The sequence below is a fragment of the Faecalibacterium sp. AF27-11BH genome (assembly GCF_003603005.1).
GTDB classification, from domain to species: domain Bacteria; phylum Bacillota; class Clostridia; order Oscillospirales; family Ruminococcaceae; genus Faecalibacterium; species Faecalibacterium taiwanense.
In genome coordinates this window covers 88,666-107,237 of sequence record NZ_QVGS01000010.1, presented here as the reverse complement: position 1 = coordinate 107,237, position 18,572 = coordinate 88,666, and the positions used below count along the sequence as shown (strand labels likewise).

Annotated in this window: 13 protein-coding genes and 1 tRNA gene; 7 read left to right on the top strand and 7 right to left on the bottom strand. The window is 58.1% G+C overall.

Annotation, left to right across the window (positions count from 1 at the left end; genetic code table 11):
- Nucleotides 1-98 precede the first annotated feature (98 nt).
- Nucleotides 99-175 (bottom strand) — tRNA-Arg (locus DWY76_RS10485).
- Nucleotides 176-440: 265 nt separating this feature from the next.
- On the opposite strand from DWY76_RS10485, the gene tig reads away from it, so the two are divergent.
- On the top strand, nucleotides 441-1,736 hold the full coding sequence (gene tig, locus DWY76_RS10480) for a trigger factor (RefSeq protein ID WP_120081304.1): 1,296 nt from the start codon (nucleotides 441-443) through the stop codon (nucleotides 1,734-1,736).
- 74 nt (nucleotides 1,737-1,810) lie between these two features.
- Here tig and DWY76_RS10475 read toward each other — a convergent pair whose 3' ends face one another.
- The 6 genes from DWY76_RS10475 to DWY76_RS10450 all read right to left on the bottom strand — a co-directional run bounded on the left by DWY76_RS10475 (nucleotide 1,811) and on the right by DWY76_RS10450 (nucleotide 13,525).
- Entirely contained in the window at nucleotides 1,811-2,587 is a 777-nt protein-coding gene (locus DWY76_RS10475; RefSeq protein ID WP_120081303.1) for a sulfite exporter TauE/SafE family protein, read from the bottom strand.
- A gap of 1 nt (nucleotide 2,588) precedes the next feature.
- Entirely contained in the window at nucleotides 2,589-3,023 is a 435-nt protein-coding gene (locus DWY76_RS10470; protein ID WP_097781078.1) for a helix-turn-helix domain-containing protein, read from the bottom strand.
- Between the two features lie 435 nt (nucleotides 3,024-3,458).
- Nucleotides 3,459-5,804, bottom strand: coding sequence for a ferrous iron transport protein B (gene feoB / locus DWY76_RS10465; protein WP_120081302.1), 2,346 nt, complete (start codon nucleotides 5,802-5,804; stop codon nucleotides 3,459-3,461).
- A 522-nt stretch (nucleotides 5,805-6,326) separates the two neighbouring features.
- Nucleotides 6,327-7,352 (bottom strand): UDP-glucose 4-epimerase GalE, encoded by a 1,026-nt coding sequence (galE, locus tag DWY76_RS10460; protein ID WP_005937424.1) that lies wholly within the window; start codon nucleotides 7,350-7,352, stop codon nucleotides 6,327-6,329.
- 546 nt (nucleotides 7,353-7,898) lie between these two features.
- Complete coding sequence (locus DWY76_RS10455) at nucleotides 7,899-8,972, bottom strand: aldose epimerase family protein (RefSeq protein WP_120081301.1); 1,074 nt, start codon at nucleotides 8,970-8,972, stop codon at nucleotides 7,899-7,901.
- 608 nt (nucleotides 8,973-9,580) lie between these two features.
- Nucleotides 9,581-13,525: an efflux RND transporter permease subunit gene (locus tag DWY76_RS10450; protein ID WP_120081300.1), complete on the bottom strand. Its 3,945-nt coding sequence runs from the start codon at nucleotides 13,523-13,525 to the stop codon at nucleotides 9,581-9,583.
- Nucleotides 13,526-13,938: 413 nt separating this feature from the next.
- On the opposite strand from DWY76_RS10450, the gene DWY76_RS10440 reads away from it, so the two are divergent.
- From DWY76_RS10440 to DWY76_RS10415, 6 genes are all read left to right on the top strand, one after another.
- On the top strand, nucleotides 13,939-14,892 hold the full coding sequence (locus tag DWY76_RS10440; RefSeq protein ID WP_120081298.1) for a stage 0 sporulation family protein: 954 nt from the start codon (nucleotides 13,939-13,941) through the stop codon (nucleotides 14,890-14,892).
- A gap of 286 nt (nucleotides 14,893-15,178) precedes the next feature.
- Nucleotides 15,179-15,346 (top strand): 4Fe-4S binding protein, encoded by a 168-nt coding sequence (locus tag DWY76_RS10435; protein ID WP_005937576.1) that lies wholly within the window; start codon nucleotides 15,179-15,181, stop codon nucleotides 15,344-15,346.
- A 177-nt stretch (nucleotides 15,347-15,523) separates the two neighbouring features.
- A complete protein-coding gene (locus DWY76_RS10430) occupies nucleotides 15,524-16,162 on the top strand; it encodes a methyltransferase domain-containing protein (RefSeq protein WP_120081297.1) in 639 nt (212 codons plus the stop codon).
- A gap of 3 nt (nucleotides 16,163-16,165) precedes the next feature.
- On the top strand, nucleotides 16,166-17,023 hold the full coding sequence (gene rsmI / locus DWY76_RS10425; protein ID WP_120081296.1) for a 16S rRNA (cytidine(1402)-2'-O)-methyltransferase: 858 nt from the start codon (nucleotides 16,166-16,168) through the stop codon (nucleotides 17,021-17,023).
- Nucleotides 17,024-17,063: 40 nt separating this feature from the next.
- On the top strand, nucleotides 17,064-17,555 hold the full coding sequence (locus tag DWY76_RS10420; RefSeq protein ID WP_097774117.1) for a metallophosphoesterase: 492 nt from the start codon (nucleotides 17,064-17,066) through the stop codon (nucleotides 17,553-17,555).
- Nucleotides 17,552-18,319 (top strand): biotin--[acetyl-CoA-carboxylase] ligase, encoded by a 768-nt coding sequence (locus DWY76_RS10415; RefSeq protein WP_097774116.1) that lies wholly within the window; start codon nucleotides 17,552-17,554, stop codon nucleotides 18,317-18,319. The genes DWY76_RS10420 and DWY76_RS10415 overlap by 4 nt, the downstream gene beginning before the upstream one ends.
- Nucleotides 18,320-18,572: the final 253 nt, after the last annotated feature.

Genomic DNA, 18,572 nt, shown 5'->3' with positions numbered 1-18,572 from the left:
GGCGTAGTTGTGAACTACGCCCCCTGTGATGTCGCTATTTAGCAAATAAAAAATGACGAATGCTCTTTAACAGCTAAATGCTGTAAGAACATTCGTCATGGTGCGATGGAAGGGACTCGAACCCCCGGCCTACTGATTCGTAGTCAGTCACTCTATCCAGCTGAGCTACCAACGCATACGTTCCGCTCGGAACATGATGTATTTTATCACTCAGACTGGGTTTTGTCAACCGTTTTTTGCAAATATTTTTATCTTTTTCAAAAAGCAGCATTTTTTATGATTTTTCTTGTATCGTTTTTGTCGTTCTTGTGCTATAATAGCTTTACCATATGTTTTTAATCTGTGTCCGTGCAGGGGTACAGGAGCTTTGCGGGCAGCACCGCGTGGAGGCTGCGCCGCCGGGTTTTCTCTGCAGCGAGACACCACGGAGGGTAGATCCTATGAAACTGGTAAGCGTGGAAACTCCCGAAAAGAGTGTCTGCAAAATGACCTTCAGCGCCAGCCCCGAAGAGCTGGAAGCTGCATCCAACGCCGTTTACGAACGCACCCGCGCCTCCTATACGATCCGCGGCTTCAAGAAGGGCGAAGCGGACCGCGCACAGATCGAGGCTGACCGCGGCGAGCACACCTTCTGGTACGATGCCATCAACGACCTGATGGACAAGGACGTGCCCGCGCTGTATGATGCCGCCATGGCAGAGCACAGCTTTGTGGCTGTTGACAATCCTGTGTACGATCTTGTGAGCGTGAAAAAGGACGAGGGCTTTGTGGCCACTGCTACTGTTGCCCTGCAGCCTGAGCTGAACCTGACCAAGACCACCGGCTTTACCGCCGAGTGCGTCACCCCGGAAGTGACCGACAAGGAGATCGACAATGTGCTGGAGCGCCGCCGCGCTGCTGCCGCTGAGCTGGTGCCGCACAAGGGTCCGGCCGTAAAGGGCAACATCGTACATATCGATTACGAAGGTCTGCTGGAGGGCAAGCCCTTCCAGGGCGGCACCGCAAAGAACCAGGCCGTCCAGCTGGGCAGCGGCCGCATGATCCCCGGCTTTGAAGAGGGCATTCTGGGCCACAAGGCAGGCGAGGAATTCGAGATCTTCGTCACCTTCCCGAACCGCTACCACGCAAAGGATCTGGCCGGTAAACCCGTCGTGTTCAAGATCAAGCTGATCGACGTATGCGTGCGCCAGATCCCTGCTCTGAACAGCGACTTTGCCAAGAAGGTTGCCAATCTGGACACCATGGACGAGTTGCGTGCACAGGTCAAGCAGCAGCTGCACGACGGCAAGCATGCCGGTGCGCTGAACCGTGCCAAGGATCAGATCCTGACCCAGCTGGCCGATGCTTCTGAGGGCGAACTGCCCAGTGTGCTGGTGGAGACCACCTACCAGCAGCAGATGGAGCAGATCCAGCAGCAGCTGCAGATGCAGCGCCTGAGCCTGGATCGCTACCTGAGCCAGATCCACGAGACCCGCGAGAGCTTTACCGCCAAGGTGCGCTCTTCTGCCGAGAAGACCGCCCGTGTGCACATGGCTCTGCTGCAGATCGCGCAGCAGGAAAATCTGGTGCCCACCGAGGAAGATATCGATAAGGCTCTGGCCGCTCGTGCAGAGCGCGCCAAAAAGACGCTGGAAGAGATCAAGGAAAAATCCGATATTCCCGCCATGCGCCGCAACGAGGGCATCCGCAAGGCTGCCGACTGGGTGATCGAGCACTCCACCATTGAAGAAAAGTAAGTTCTGATACAGAGAAAGCCCGTGCAGTTTCCGGCTGCACGGGCTTTCTTTTTTTATTTGAAGGGCAGGGGATATCAGCTCAGAAGGTTGAAGCCCATAATGACCACGCCCAGCACCACCAGCACAATACCGGTGGCACGGTTCAGGGTCTTGGGGTCTGCCTTATTGGCAAACACAGCGGCAATGCGCGCCCACAGCAGGGTGAACACCACGCACAGTGCCCAGACGAACCAATTGGGCGCACCGCCGATCATAAAGTGGGAGACAGCACCGGTCAGGGCGGTGAAGGCCATAATGAACACGCTGGTGCCCACGGCGGTCTTCAGCTCGTAGCCCAGCACACTGGTGAGGATGAGCAGCATCATCATGCCGCCGCCTGCGCCGATGAAGCCGCAGATGAAACCGATGAGCACACCGCACACGATGGACTGGATGGCACGCTTTTTGGCGCTGACACCCTGCATAGCTTCCTTGGTCGTCATGACCGGGCGCACAATGAACTTGACGCCCAGCAGGAAGGTCATGAACACCGAGAAGCCGCCCATGGTGGCCGAGGGCACTCTGCTGGCCACCCAGCTGCCCACCACCGTGAACAGCAGCACACTTACCATCATGATCAGGCCGTTTTTGATATCCAGGTTCTTGTTTTTGTGGTAGGTATAGGCCGAAACGGCGCTGGCCAGCACATCCGAAGAAAGGGCGATGCCCACCGCCATATAGGGGTCCATGTGCAGGAAGGTGATGAGCATGGGGCTGATGACCGCCGCCGCGCTCATACCGGCAAAGCCGGTGCCAAGGCCGGCCCCCATGCCGGCAAAAAAGGTGACAAGAACCGTAAACAACACGTTCATTTTATGCGTTCTCCTTTATAATTTCGTCCAGATTTTTCCCGATCAGCTCCATGGTCCGGAAAAAGACCTCCTGATCGGCTGGCTCCACATGATCCAGCAGGCGCTTGAAAAAGGCATTCTGCACCACACGCCCCTTGCGGATGATCGGGTCTGCCTTGCCGGTGCAGAGAAGCTTCGTTTTGCGGCGGTCGCCGACCACAGCGTACCGTTCCAGATACCCTTCCTGCACCAGCTTATCCACATTCATGGAGACGAGGTTCGCCTTGATATGCCGCACCTCCACGATGTCCCGGGCCGTTTTATAGTCCGGGTTGTTGGCGAGGAACAGCAGGATGTCCAGCGCCGTCTGCGACAGGCCAAGCTCCTGACACAGCGGTTTGCAGACGGCATTGTACGCCTGCGCGGTCTTGATGGAAAATTCGATATTCGGGTTCACAGCAGGTCTTCCCTTTCATCTTTGAATGATTCATTTTTGAAGTATTATAGTGCAGAAGAGGAGAGATGTCAAGGGGGAACTCCCTCAGTCGCGGCTTACGCCGCGCCAGCTCCCTCAAGGAGGGAGAGAGCAAACCCTCTCAGGCGCTCCCGCGCCAGCTCCCCCGAAGGGGGAGCTTTTTGTCATCTTCCGGTTAGCACAAATAAAGCTCCCCCTTCGGGGGAGCTGGCGAACGCAGTGAGCCTGAGAGGGTTCTTCCCGCCGCGCGGCTGTTTCCGCAGGAAATCAGCGCGGCAGATGCTGTTTTCCTCCACGACCCCACCCGTGAAAACGCAATGCCGGGCGGTCCGCAGACCGCCCGGCATTGCTCTATTATAAATAATTCTTCCGCTGAATATGCGCAGAGTAGCGCGGAGCGCATTCCAATCGTTTTTCTCAGAACAGCGCCACAGCCGCCAGACGCACCAGTAAAGCACACAGCCATGCCACGGTGCACTGGTTCACCACCATGATGACCGCCCACTTGTTGCCCAGCTCCCGCTTGACCGAGGCCACTGCCGCGATGCAGGGGGTGTACAGCAGGCAGAACACCAGCAGGGGAGCCGCCTGCGCCGGGGTAAGGGCCGCCGACAGGGCAGCTTCGGAGCCAAAGAGGATGAGCAGCGAGGACACCACGCTCTCCTTTGCCATGAAGCCGGTGATGAGGGCGGTGGAGATGCGCCAGTCCGCAAAGCCCAAAGGCCCGAACAGCGGGGCGATGTCGCCCGCAATGCGGGCAAGGATGCTGGCCTGCGGGTCGGCGGTCAACCGCAGCTGCAGGTCAAAGTTCTGCAAAAACCAGATGACGATGGTGGCCGCAAAGATCACCGTGAAGGCCTTCTGCAAAAAGTCCCGGGCCTTTTCCCACAGCAGCTGTGCCACGTTTTTCAGGCCGGGCAGGCGGTAGTTGGGCAGCTCCATGACAAAGGGCACCGCCTCGCCCTTGAACACCGTGCTCTTGAGCAGCAGTGCCGCCAGCACGCCCACCGCGATGCCGGTAAAGTACAGCAGCACCATCACAAGGCCCGCATACTGCGGGAAGAACGCCGCCGCAAACAGGCTGTAGATGGGCAGCTTTGCCGAGCAGCTCATGAACGGGGTGAGCAGGATGGTCATTTTGCGGTCGCGTTCCGAGGGCAGGGTGCGGCTTGCCATGACACCGGGCACGGTGCAGCCAAAGCCGATGAGCATGGGCACGATGCTGCGGCCCGAAAGGCCGATGCGGCGCAGCAGCTTATCCATCACAAAAGCCACGCGGGCCATGTAACCGGTATCCTCCAGCATGGAGAGGAAGAAGAACAGCACCACGATGATGGGCAGAAAGCTCAGCACGCTGCCCACGCCGGTAAAGATGCCGTCGATGAGCAGAGAGTGCACCGCCGCGTTGACATTCCAGTTTGTAAGCGCCGTGTCCACGATGCCGGTCAACGCGTCGATGCCCGTTTCCATCAGGTTCTGGAAGAACAGGCCGATGACGTTGAAGGTGAGGAAGAACACCAGACCCATGATGGCGATAAAGGCCGGGATGGCGGTGTACTTGCCGGTGAGGAATTTGTCGATGCGGTTGGAGCGCAGCTGCTCTTTGCTTTCGTGGGGCTTGACCACCGTCTTGGCTACCAGCTCCTGAATGAAGGAGAACCGCATATCCGCAATGGCGGCGGCGCGGTCCAGCCCGCGCTCCTGCTCCATCTGCACGATGATATGCTCGATCATCTCTTTTTCGTTCTGATCCAGCTTCAGGGCTTCCTCGATGCGCTGGTCGCCCTCCACCAGCTTGGTGGCGGCAAACCGCACCGGAATGCCCGCCGCCTTAGCGTGGTCCTCGATCAGGTGGATGATGCCGTGGATGCAGCGGTGCACCGCGCCGCCGTGGTCGTCCTCACTGCAGAAATCCATGCGGCCGGGCCGCTCCTGATACTTTGCCACATGAAGGGCGTGGTCTACCAGCTCATCCACGCCCTCATTCTTGGCTGCGGAGATGGGAATGACCGGGATGCCCAGCATGGCCTCCATCTTGTTGATGCGCACCGTGCCGCCGTTGCCGCGCACCTCGTCCATCATGTTCAGCGCCAGCACCATGGGGGTGTCCAGCTCCATGAGCTGCATGGTCAGGTAGAGGTTGCGCTCGATGTTGGTGGCATCCACGATATTGATGATGCCGGTGGGCTTTTCGCCGATGATGAACTGCCGGGTGACGATCTCCTCGCTGGAATAGGGGGACATGGAGTAGATGCCCGGCAGGTCGGTGACCTCGGTCTCCGGGTGGCCCTTGATGGCACCGCTCTTGCGGTCCACCGTCACGCCCGGGAAATTGCCCGCATGCTGGTTGGAACCGGTGAGCTGGTTGAACAGGGTGGTCTTACCGCAGTTCTGGTTGCCAGCCAGCGCAAAGGTGAGGGTCCTGTCCTCGGGCAGGGGATTCTCCCCCTTTTTAATGTGGTATTTTCCGCCCTCGCCAAGGCCGGGGTGATCCACCATTTTATCATCTGCCGGAGCCGCCGATATTGCCGGGGCCTTTTCGGTGGGGGTGATGCCGATCTGCGCGGCATCGTCCAGCCGGAGGGTCAGCTCATAGCCATGGATGCGCAGCTCCATGGGGTCGCCCATGGGTGCCAGCTTGACCAGCGTGACCTCCACCCCCGGGATCAGGCCCATATCCAGAAAATGCTGGCGCAGTGCGCCGCTGCCGCCGACGGTATCCACAACAGCGCTTTTTCCGATCTGCAATTCTTTTAATGTCATAAGATCGACCTTCTCATTTTATCCACTGTCAACGTGTGTTAGTTTGTGTTAACAATAGTAATATAGGCTAACTTTGCGCGGTTGTCAATAGATAATATGGGGGAGATGCCTGCAAATCGAACCCTCTCAGACTCACTTTGTTCGCCAGCTCCCCCGAAGGGGGAGCTTTATTTGTGCTGACCGGAAGAAGCCAAGAAGCTCCCCCCTCGGGGGAGCTGGCATCGCGCAGCGATGACTGAGAGGGTTCGGCTTTTGGCATGGCGGCACAGTTTCCGGTTGAATTGCGAAGTGCACGGTTTCACCAGAGTCTCCCTCTCCGAGGACGACTTCCCCCGGCCGGGACAGATTTTCCCCGCGCCGGGGAGAAATGTCACCGCAGGTGACAAAGAGAGGAACAGATGTCACCGCAGATGACAAAAAGGGGAATCTGGCAAAACCGTCAGGTTTTGGCTGAGGGAGCTCACGCAAAAAAGCCGTGCACCCTCTTTTTCAGAGAATGCACGGCTTTGGAGGTTTATGCGTTTACTTCACAGTGTGGTAGCCATCGGGGTTGTTCTTCTGCCAGTTCCAGCTGTCGGCACACATTTCCTCGATGCCGTATTCCGCCACCCAGCCAAGCTCGTTCTTTGCCTTGGTGGGGTCTGCATAGCACTCGGCAATGTCGCCGGGGCGGCGCGGGTCGATCACATAGGGGATCTCCTTACCGCAGGCCTTGGAGAAAGCGTGGATCACATCCAGCACGCTGTAGCCCTTGCCAGTGCCCAGATTGCAGATGAACAGGCCGCAGTTCGTTTCCAGCTTCTTGATGGCGCACACATGGCCGCGGGCCAGATCCACCACGTGGATGTAGTCGCGCACGCCGGTGCCGTCCGGGGTGGGATAGTCGTTGCCAAAGACATGCACCTTTTCCAGCTTGCCCACGGCCACCTTGGCGATATAGGGCATGAGGTTATTGGGGATGCCGTTGGGGTCCTCGCCGATGAGGCCGGACTTGTGCGCACCAATGGGGTTGAAGTAGCGCAGCAGGGCCACGTTCAGGCTGGGGTCTGCCTTGCACACATCCTGCAGGATGCGCTCGGTGAACACCTTGGTCGTGCCGTAGGGGTTGGTGGTGGCACCGGTGGGGAAGTCCTCGGTGATGGGCACGCTGGCGGGGTCGCCATAGACGGTTGCGGAAGAGCTGAACACGAAGTTGTGGCAGTTGTGATGGCGCATCACGTCCAGAATGACCAGCGTGCAGTTGAGGTTGTTGTAATAGTATTCAATTGGCTTGGAAACACTCTCGCCCACGGCCTTGTAGGCTGCAAACTGGATCACAGCAGTAATGTCCGGGCACTCAGAGAAGATGTGCTCCACATCCTCGTGCTTGGTCATATCTGCCTTGTAAAAGCGGAAGTCCTTGCCGGTGATCTGCTTGATGCGGTCCAGCACCACCGGAGATGCATTATAATAGTTATCTGCCACAACAACGTCGTAGCCAGCGTTCAGCAGTTCGATGCAGGTGTGGCTGCCGATATAACCGGCGCCGCCGGAAACCAAAATTGCCATAGCCTAGTACCTCTCTCACTCATTTACATTACAGTTGATGCCGGCATTCCCCGGCCTTGCCTAAAGAATACCGCTTTTATGGCTCAGAATCAAGGGATGCGTCTTCTATTTAGATGAATTTTTGTTGCATCTTTGTTTTTGAGGTTTTGATTTAAAAACGTTTTTTGGCATTTTGTCATGGATAAAAGGCACGGTTTGTGCAAAACATAGAAATGGGGACGGGAGAACCCTCTCAGTCACGGCTTACGCCGCGCCAGATTCCCCCTTTTGTCGCTGCGCGACATCTGTTCCTCTCTTTGTCACCTGCGGTGACATTTCTCCCCGGCGCGGGGAGAATCTGTCCCGGCCGGGGGAAGTCGTCCTCGGAGAGGGAGCCTCTGGCGTGCCTGCAAGCTTTGCGTTTCAGCCGGAAACTGTACCGTCATGTCAAAGGCCCCATCTCAGAGGGGGCTGGCATCGAGCGCAGCGAGATGACTGGGGGAGTTCTCCTCCTGCCACGCAAAAAACGTCTGCCGGAGCAGACGTTTTTGTGTGGTGCATCATTTTTTACAATTTTCCGCACTGCTTGCCGGTGAAAAAGCGCAGGGTGGTGGTGGCGCGGAACACCTTGCCTGCCCGCAACACCGTGGTGGGGAACTCCGGGTGGGAAGGGCTGCAGGGGTAGTGCTGGGTCTCCAGCGCAAAGCCGCCGTACTTCTGCATGGGCACGCCGCCCTTGCCGGGGGTGGGGCAGTCCTGCAAAAAGTTTCCGGTGTACAACTGGATGCCCGGCTGGGTGGTGTACAGCTTCATGCTGATGCCGGTCTTTTCACTGGTGACCCATGCGCAGATGCTCTGGCTGGAGCCGCGGGCGCGGTCGATCACAAAGCAGTGGTCGTAGCCACCGCCCACCATGGTGGTCTGGGCAAAGCCGGTGTCGATATCCCGGCCAATGAGCTTTCCCTCGGTAAAATCCATGGGGGTGTTTGCCACCGGCAGAATGGCACCGGTGGGGCAGGTCTGATTGTTGCCTTCCAGATAGTTAGAGGCATAGATGCGCAGCTTCTGGCCCAGAATATCGCCCTCACCGTTCAGGTTGAAGTAGCTGTGGTTCGTGAGGTTCACGATGGTATCCGCATCCGAAGAGACGCGGTAATCCATGCGGAAGGTATTGTCCTCCGTAAGGGTATAGCGCACCGCCAGCTTCAGGTTGCCGGGGAAGCCGTCCTCGCCGTCCGGGCTTTCGGCCTCCATCAGCAGGGTGTCGCCAAAGGCCTTCACCCGGTACAGCTTACGGGAGAAGCAGCCGTGCAGGTGGTTGGGGCCATTGTTTGCTTCCAGCTGGTAGGTCTTGCCACCCACGCTGAACACCGCGTTCTCGATGCGGTTGGCATAGCGGCCCACGAACGCACCGCAGCAGGTGCTGCCGGAGGACGTGAAGTCATCCTCATAATCTGCCATGGTGTCGTGGCCCAGCACGACATCCACCGGGCCGTTCTTGGCCGGAACGATGATGTTTTTAATGATGCATCCGTAGTCCAGAACGCTCACCGTCAGGCCGCCGGGGTTGGAAAGGATGTACTCTGTAACATTTGCGCCCTGTTTGGTCACACCGAAGGGCTTGGAGCGGATCTGTGCCATTGGGCATTCGCCTCCTCAGATTTTACTCGGACATACAGTCAGGCAGACTTCCACTGTATTCTATCTTATTTATGATTATATCACAGTTTTATATCTTTGTGGGGAACGGATTTTAGAATTTGCATCCAATTTTTCCAGCTATTTTTTGTTGAAATTATTCAGTTGGCGGGGCATGTAACCGGAAAGAGGAGCTTCCCGCGCAGAGCGTTTTCGCGTGGATCAAGTTTCATGCCTTTTGTAAAAAGCATTACCGCCGGGTACGTTCTCTTTTGCGTGCCAAAAGAGAACCAGAAAAGCACCCGCTACTTTCGAGGCGCGGGAGGCACGAACTAGGGGCTGCTCGCCCCTAGTAACCCCAAAGCAGAAAGGCTCCATACAAAAAATCCAAGTCGCTCCGCTAGAGGATTTTTTGTGTTGCGCCGATTTTGAGTCGCTGCGCGACGGCGGTACGCCGACAGCAGCAGATGCCGCTTCCCGTTACGACCTTTCCCGTGAAAACGCAATGCCGGGCGGTCCGCAGACCGCCCGGCATTGCTCTATTATAAATAATTCTTCCGCTGATGATACGCAAAGCAAAGCGGCGCGCATTCTAAATCGTCATGCTGTCGTCAGGCTTCCGGCTGTGCCGTGCCCGCAGACTTCTGCGCCGCAATGAACTCGGCTGCATCGTCCGGGATGTCGTCCAGATCATCGTCGCTGCCAACATCCACGTTGAGCGGCGGCTTCTTGAACAGGATATCGTACAGCACCGGAACGATATACAGGGTCATCAAGGTGGCGTAGCTCAGGCCGCAGATGATGACGATGGCCATGCCGCTCATCAGCTGGCTTGCCATATCGCCGCTGAACACCAGCTGCAGCATGGCCAGCACGGTGGTCAGGGTGGTCATGAGGATGGGGCGCATACGGGTCTTGCCGGTAGCCACCAGCGCAGCGCGGCGCTCCATGCCGCCAATGCGCAGCTGGTTTGCATAGTCCACGAACACGATGCCGTTGTTGACAACAGTGCCCATCAGCACGATGAAGCCCATCAGGGAGATCATGGTGAGCTGCTGGCCGGTGATCAGCAGGCCCAGCAGGCCGCCGGTAAAGGCCAGCGGCACCGTGAACAGCACGATGAAGGGGGACAGCAGGCTCTGGAACTGTGCCACCATGACCAGATATACAAAGGGCAGGGCCAGAGCCATCCACTGCACCATTTCGTTCACCATGTAGTCGGTGCCCTCGGTCTCGCCGCCCAGCGTGGTGCTGCAGCCCTCCGGCATCTCACCGCTGGCCGCGTACTCATCCAGCTTCTTCTGCAGCACGCGGGACTGCACCATGGTGTTGTAGCCCTTCAGCGTATCTGCCGTAACGGTGACAAACTCGGTCTGGTTCTCGCTGGTAATGGCATCCGGTGCGGTGCCGGTGGTCCAGCTGGCGATATCGTTCAGGGTGCAGGTACCATTGGTCACTGTGCCATCTGCCGACATTTCGGTGGTCTCAAAGGTAAGCTCCATCATGTTTTCCTTGGTGACGGGGTCCAGATTGTCCGTGATCTGGACATCCATGGTGGTGCCGTTCACCGTGACGGGGGTCTGGGCGGTGGCGGTGGTGGTGAGCTTTGCCGCGATCTGCTGGTACACCTGCGCAACGGTCAGGCCGTAGGCGCGCACCTTGTCGCGGTCCACCTTCAGGATAATGGTGGCATCGCCGCTGCCAAGGCCGTTGTCCGCATTGGCAAAGCCCTCGGTATCGTTGACGATCTCCATTACCTTCTCGGAAACGGTGGTCAGCGTTTCCGGATCCTTGCCGTAGACCTTGACCGACAGGCCGGTGGCCAGCTGGCTGGTCAGATCATCGGTCATGCCGTACAGCTTGACCTCAGCGGTGCAATTCTCGATCTGGGACACTGCATCCTCCATGGCCTGCCGGGTCTTTTCCACCTCACGGGAGGAAAGGCTCTTGCTCATCATAACATTGATCTTGTATCTGCCGTAGGCATTGGCGGAGTTCAGGATATCGGTAATGGCGGTGGGCAGGCCCAGCTGGCTGATATCCAGACCGGCCATGCTGGTGTCGAGGGTGATGCCCACCTCTTCCACGTTTTCTACATTCAGGGCCGCCTCTGCCACCTGACCCGCAATGGCATAGGATTCCTCCTTGGTCAGGCCGTCGGCGGTGGACAGGGTGATCTGCGCCTCGTTGCTGGTGATGCTGGGCAGCAGCTCCACGCCCATGTTCAGCACCTGCCAGCCGCTGAACACCAGCAGCACCACCGCCGCGATCAGGGGCAGGGCACGGTGCTGCAGGCACCATTCCAGACTATGGGCATACTTTTCCTGCACCTTTTCAAACCAGGCAAGGCGCTTGGGTTCAGCTTTTTTCAGCACAGTAGAGGATGCCGCCGGGACCACCGTGAGCGCCACGATGAGGGAGGCCATCAGGCAGTAACCGATGCACAGGGACATGGGCATCATCAGGCTGCGCACAATGCTGGCCGAGAACACCACCGGCAGGAACACGCACACCGAGGTAAGGGTGGAGGCCACCACCGACATGCCCACCTGTTTTGTGCCCTGCACGGCAGCGCGGGCCGCAGGCACGCCGCGGCTGCGCAGACGGTAGACGTTCTCAATGACGACCACCGAGTTATCCACCAGCATACCAATGCCGAGGGAAAGGCCGGCCAGGGTCATCACGTTCAGGTCCAGCCCGGTAAAGTACATGAGCACCACCGCGAACAGAACGGACAGCGGGATGCTGATGCCGACCACGAGGGTGGGCTTGATATCCTTCAGGAAGATGGCCAGCACGATGATGGCCAGTGCAGCGCCCACCACCATGCTGGTGAGGATGCTCTGGATGACGATGGTGATGTAGTTGCCCTGATTGGACAGCACCACCATGTGCAGGCCGTCGTATTGTTTTTCCAGCTCTTTAAATGCGGTCAGGCAGTTGTCGGAGACCTCGCCTGCACTGGAGGTCGCATTCTTATAGATTTTGAGGATGGATGCCTTTTCGCCGTTCAGGCGGGTGTAGCTGTCGGCGGAGTTATCAATGACCTCCACATCCGCCACATCAGAAAGGCGCACGTCGCCGTAGCCCTCCACATGCAGCAGCAGGGCACCGCTGATATCCTTCACACTGTTGTACTCTTCGCCGACTTTCAGCAGCCAGGACTCGCCGTCCTTATCCTGCACGTAACCGGCCGGCATGGAGAAGTTCTGGGCATAGATGAGCTGCGCCAGCGTTTCAATGTCCAGCTGCTTTGTCACATCGGCCTGTGCCAGAGCGTTGGTCTTGGCCGTCTCGTACTCTGCCTTGGCAGCCTCCAGCTGCTTTTCGTACTCGTTCAGCATTTCACGCGCTTCGGTGAACTGCATATAGGCGTTGAGCTGCTGCTGGGAGAAGCTGCCCAGTGCGCCGGAGAACTCGGTCATCAGCTGGGGCACATTGTCCATGGCCTTGATGGTGCTTTCCAGCGTGTTATAGACCACATTCAGGCTTTCCTGCAGCTGCATCTCATTGGCAAGATCCTCTGCGGTGCTGCCTTCGGAGCCGGTCTCGGTGTTCACGCGCTCCTGCAGCTTCTGCAGGGCGGTAGTGAGCTTATCGGTAATGGTGCGCAGCTCAGCCACAATATCGATCAGAGAGTCGATATCCCGCATACCGGTCTCGTTGAACTTGTCCATGACCTTCTGCAGACCGTCGCGCACCTCGATCAGGGCCTGCTGGATCTCAGGCTCCTTGACCACAGCGATCAGGCTGTTCACACTTTCCAGAAGAGCCTGCGCCTGCGCACGCACCGTTTCCACTGCGGCGCCCACCTCGGTGCTCATCTGGCTCATGACCGAGTTGGACACCGTATTGCCAAAGTTTTTCAGCTGCTTTTCGTATTCCTTGCGTCCGGCGGTGATCTGTGCCTCGGCGCTTTCCAGCTGGGAACGGGCTGCAGCCAGCTGGGTATCGATCAGTTCCAGCAGCTTTGCGTTGATCCCGTCGATCTTATCCTGATTGAGCTGCACCTGCACCAGCTTTTCCACCAGACCGCTGGACGAAACGCTGGACACACCGCCCTTGCGCTGCACTTCCGGCACAAGGGTGTTCTGGATAAACTCAGAAAGCTCGTACTGGTCGGCACCTTCGCGGCTGACAGCCACCGTCATGAAAGCGTTCATGTTCAGGCTGTACTCAATGATGGAGGGGGTCAGGCAGGTGCTGGGCAGGTCGCTTTTGGCCTGATCCAGCTTGTTAGACACCTTGACCAGCGCGCTGTTCATATCCGTATCCTCGGTAAACTCCATCAGCAGCAGGCTGTAGTTTTCTGCCGATGTTGCGGTGATCTTGGACACGCCCGGCACTGTGAGCGAGTTCTGCAGCACATCCGAGACCTCGCTCTCCACGCGCTCCGGGCTTGCGCCGGGATACACGGTGACCACCATCAGATACGGTGTGTTCACGTTGGGCAGCAGGTTCGTATCCATCTTTGTGACCGCCACAAAGCCCAGGATCAGGATCATGACCACTGCAACCAGCACCGTAAACGGCTTTTTGACACTGAATTTTTCCATTTTCTCCTACCGTTTCTCTGCCTTGCCGCAAAGCAGGACAGCTGCTTTCCCTGCGGGAAAGGCTACACTTCAACATTTTTATTATACACGCAAGCCCCCGCCTTGCAAGAGCGGGGTGGGATTCTTTTGCGATTCTTTGGATACTTTCGCAAGATTTTAACATTTGCCGTTCCGTTTTTCCATTTTCCGGCTGCGGGTGCGACCAAATTCGGTCAGTCTTCCTTTATGGATACGCGGCAGCAGGGCAGATTGTTGCACCTTTTTAAAATTTTTCTGCCGAAGCGCCAGAGCCGCTTTTTGTTTTTTGCGTGGAAATGTGCATTTGAATATGTTATACTAGAGTACAGAATGGATCAGCAGGCTCTTTTTCGAGCCTTATCCTATAGATTCGACCGATAAAAATGAGGAACACTATGAAAAAAGTCATCTCCGTCCGTTTCAAAGAGAACGGCAAAAGCTATTATTTTGATCCCGCCGGGGCCGACATCAAAACCGGCGAATACGTGATCGTGGAGACCGCCCGCGGCATTGAGTGCGGCGAGGTGGTGCAGGGCGTGAGGGAGATCGCCGATGCGGCAGTGCCCAAGGCCCTCAAGCCCATTACCCGCATGGCCGACAGCGTGGATATCCGCCGGATGCGCCAGAACCGTGAGGACGAAAAGCGCGCCTACCGCACCTGTCAGGAGTGCATTGCCCGCCACGGCCTGGAAATGAAGCTTGTGGAGGCCGAGTATACCCTAGACCGCTCCAAGATCATGTTCTACTTTACCGCCGATGGCCGCGTGGACTTCCGCGAGCTGGTCAAGGATCTGGCCGGCATCTTCCACACCCGCATCGAGCTGCGCCAGATCGGCGTGCGGGACGAGAGCAAGATGATCGGCGGCCTGGGCATCTGCGGCCAGCCCTTCTGCTGCAGCCGCTTTTTAAAGGACTTCCAGCCCGTCTCCATCAAGATGGCCAAGGAGCAGGGCCTTTCGCTGAACCCCACCAAGATCAGCGGTGCCTGCGGCCGGCTGATGTGCTGCCTTGCCTACGAGGAAAGCGCCTACGAGTACCTGAACAGCATCATGCCCATGGTGGGCAGCACCGTGCGCACGCCGGACGGTCTTGGCACCGTGCTGGAGGTGAACCCGGTCTCCGGCTACCTGCGGGTGCGCTGCGGTACCGAGAGCCTTTCGCCCCGTTACTATAAGGTGGGTATGTGCGAATATATCAGCGGCGGCAAGCGTGCGCCCCGCCGCCCGGACCCGGACGACGATTACTCCGGCGTGCGCAACCCGGCCCCGGTGGTGGCTTCCTCCGACGATGGCGAAAAGCGCTGCGCGGGCGGCGGCTGCGCCCGGAAGCGCGCTGCCGAAAAGGAGTGAGGGACGCGCCGGAGGTTCTGAGGAGTTAGTCTGCTAAAACTAACTGCTCTTCGTGATTTTTGCCAAAAAACTCCTGCAAATTTGGCCATAAGTTAGCCTGTGCTTTTGTGCAACCCAACAAAAAACAGACTTTTGTGTTTTTCGGGTCACGGTTAGTCTTGCCTTTTCTCACCTGCTTTGTTAAAATGCAGGCAAGGATATGATTTCCGGAGAGACATGCACAGCCGTGCCATACATGACTCTTCATACAATACTTCGGGCACGGAGATAAAAAGGAGAGTTTATTATGGCACACAAGGTTTCTGACGCATGTGTTGGCTGCGGCGCTTGCGAGGGCGCTTGCCCGGTTGGCGCTATCACCGTTGATGGTGTTGCTTCTGTGAATGCAGACGCTTGCATCGACTGCGGCGCTTGCGAGGGTGCTTGCCCCACCGGTGCTATCACTGCTGAATAATTTTAGCAGCTGCACAAAAAACGCATCAAAAGCAGCAGGCCTGTCCAAAGCAGGTCTGCTGCTTTTTTGTTTTGCAGTAATTCGCACAAATTCCCCGAGCAATTCCACGCATTTTTTTGAGAGGGTACGGCACACTTATCTATGGAACATTCTACCGAAGTCTTGTATAATAGAACTATGGTTTATTGCTCGCCGGAGCATCGTTTTGGCTCCGACGCGCTGCTGCTGGCCCGTTTCTGTGAGCCAAAGCGCGCCCAGAAGGCCGCAGACCTGTGTTCCGGCTGCGGCATCGTGGCGCTGGAATGGCACGACCGCGGCCACCGCGGCCCCTGCATAGGGCTGGAGTTGCAGCCCGAGGGCAGCGCTCTGCTTTCCGCTACGGTGCAGGAGCAGGACATCGGGCACATTGAGCCTGTCTGTGCCGACCTGCGCGCTTTCCGGCAGGGCGAGGGCAGTTTTGACGTGTGTGCGTGCAATCCGCCCTATTTTACGGATGGGCCCCAAAGCCAAAACGCAGCCCACGCCCTTGCCCGGCACGAGAACACCTGCACACTGGACGATGTGTGCCAGTGTGCGTTCCGCCTTTTGAAGGACGGCGGGCGCTTTGCGCTGTGCCACCGGCCGGAACGACTGGCGGAGGTGCTGGCGGTGCTGCGGGCCAACCGGCTGGAGCCGAAGCGGCTGGCCTTTGTAAAGAACAAGGCGGACGGCGCGCCATGGCTCTTCCTTGTGGAAGCGCAGAAGAACCGCAAGACCGGCCTGCGGGTGGAGCCGGATGTGTTAATCAGCGCCGGTGCGGCGTTATATGGGAGGTAAACTATGGCAGGAACTCTTTATATCGTGGCAACGCCCATCGGCAATCTGGACGATATGCCGCCGCGCGTAGCGGCCACCTTTGGCGCGGCAGACTTTATTGCCGCCGAGGACACCCGTGTGACCATGAAGCTGCTGAACTTTCTGGGCCTGAAAAAGCCCATGGTCAGCTACTATGAGCACGCCCTGCAGAAGGGTGAGGGCATCCTGCGCCGCATTGAAGCAGGCGAGAGCTGTGCCCTGTGCAGTGATGCGGGCATGCCCTGCGTCTCCGACCCGGGCGAGGTGATCGTGCGGGACGCACTGGCCAGGGGCATCAAGGTAGTGCCAGTACCGGCGGCTTCCGCCTGCGTCACAGCGCTGGCCGTGTCCGGGCAGGACACCTCCCGCTGGGTGTTCGAGGGCTTTCTGCCCGTGAACCGCAAGCAGAAAAAAGAGCGGCTGGCTGCGCTTTTGCAGGAAAAGCGCACCACCATCTTTTACGAAGCGCCCCACAAGCTGCGCACCACGCTGGACGATCTGGCCAATGCCTTTGGCGCAGACCGCAGCATCACCCTGTGCCGGGAGCTGACCAAGCTGCACGAGGATATCTGGAAGACTACCCTCGGCGAGGCGGTGGAGCACTACAAGACCAACGAGCCGCGCGGCGAGTATGTGCTGGTGATGGCCGGTGCGCCGGAGACCGCCGACCCGGAGCAGGAGCTGACGCTGGAGCAGGCAGCGCATCGGGCGCTGGAGCTGACCGGGCAGGGCTTTGGCCCCACCGCCGCAGCCAAGGCGGCGGCACAGGGTACACCTTATTCTAAAAGCGAAGTGTACAAGCAGCTGCTGGTATTGCAACAGGGCCAGCAGGCTGGTGAATGACAGCATCTCAGGTAAATGGTAATAGAGGAGGACCCCTTTTGTGACAAAGCTTCTGGTTTTGAGCGACAGCCACGGCGGACGTGCCGCCATTGAGCGCGTGCTGATGAAAGAGAGCAAAAGCATCGATGCCCTGATCTTTCTGGGCGACGGCCTGCGGGATCTGGAGCTAGCCCTGACGCTGTGCCCCAAGCTGCGGGCCTACTCGGTGGCGGGCAACTGCGATTACGGCGCACTGGAACCCACCGACGGCCTTGCCGCCTTTGACGGCGTGGTGATCTTTTACACTCACGGTCATATGTACGGTGTGAAATACGATCTGGATACGCTGGCAGATGCCGCATCTGCCCGGGGTGCCGAGGTGGCGCTGTTCGGTCACACCCACATCCCCCATGCAGAGACCCGCAGCAAGGTGTTTTTGTTCAACCCCGGCTCCTGCGGCCGGTGTTACACCGGGCCGGACACCTACGGCATCCTGACGCTGGACGAAGGCAAAGTGACCGCCTATGAACATAAAGAGGTACCCAAACAATGAGCATCAATGAGGTGCGCTATCTGCCGGAATGCGGCAGCACCAACGCTTACGTGAAGGAACATTTTGAGGAGTTCGGCCCGGTGGGTGCGGTGTATACCGAGAACCAGACCGCAGGCCGCGGCCGTCTGGGCCGCAGCTGGGTGAACGCCGAGGGCAAGGCCCTGTATTATACGGCAGCCATCCGGGAACCGCTGGCCCAGCCTGCCACCCTGCCGCTGCTGGCAAGCCTTGCCGTACGCACCCAGCTCAAGCTGCGCTACGGCGTGGACTGCCAGATCAAGTGGCCCAACGACCTTCTGCTCAACGGCAAAAAGATCGTGGGCATCCTGTGCGAGGGCGTGAGCTACGGCTACCAGCAGCAGGGCCGGGGCATTTTGTGCGGCATCGGCATCAATCTGGCCCAGCCGCAGAGCTACTTTGATGCCGCCGGTCTGCCCAACGGCACCTCGCTGGCGCTGCAGGGCGCAAAGGTGGATCTTTCCACCGACCCCGCATGGCTGGCCGAGGGCCTGACCGACTTTGGCTTTGACCGCAACATGTATGTGTTTGCCCGCGATGGCTTTGCACCCTTCCGGGAGGAATACAAGGCCGCCTGCGTCAATCTGGGCCGCCGGGTCACCTTCGACCTGCCGGACGGCGGGCAGGGTGCAGGCGAAGCCGTCGATGTGGACGAAGAGGGCCGTCTGGTGGTGCGCACCGACAGCGGCGAAGTGCACGTTTTTACCGGCGAAGTATCGGTGCACGGCATCTACGGTGCCGTCTGAGTTTTATAAAGTTGTATGCTCCATGCGGACAGTTTTAAGTCTGCATGGAGTTTTTTGCACGCTTTTGCCCGAATTTCCCGCAAAATGCTTGAATAAACGAATTTTTTGTAAATTTCTTGTGTACATTTCCAGTTGCCAATTCAGTCATACTTTAGTATAATAGAGTACGTGCCAGCGTGTCCTTTTGGATGGGATGCGCGTGTTTAGGAAATCGGAAAACGGACAGCACAAGCGCCCTGCCCCAAAAAGCAAG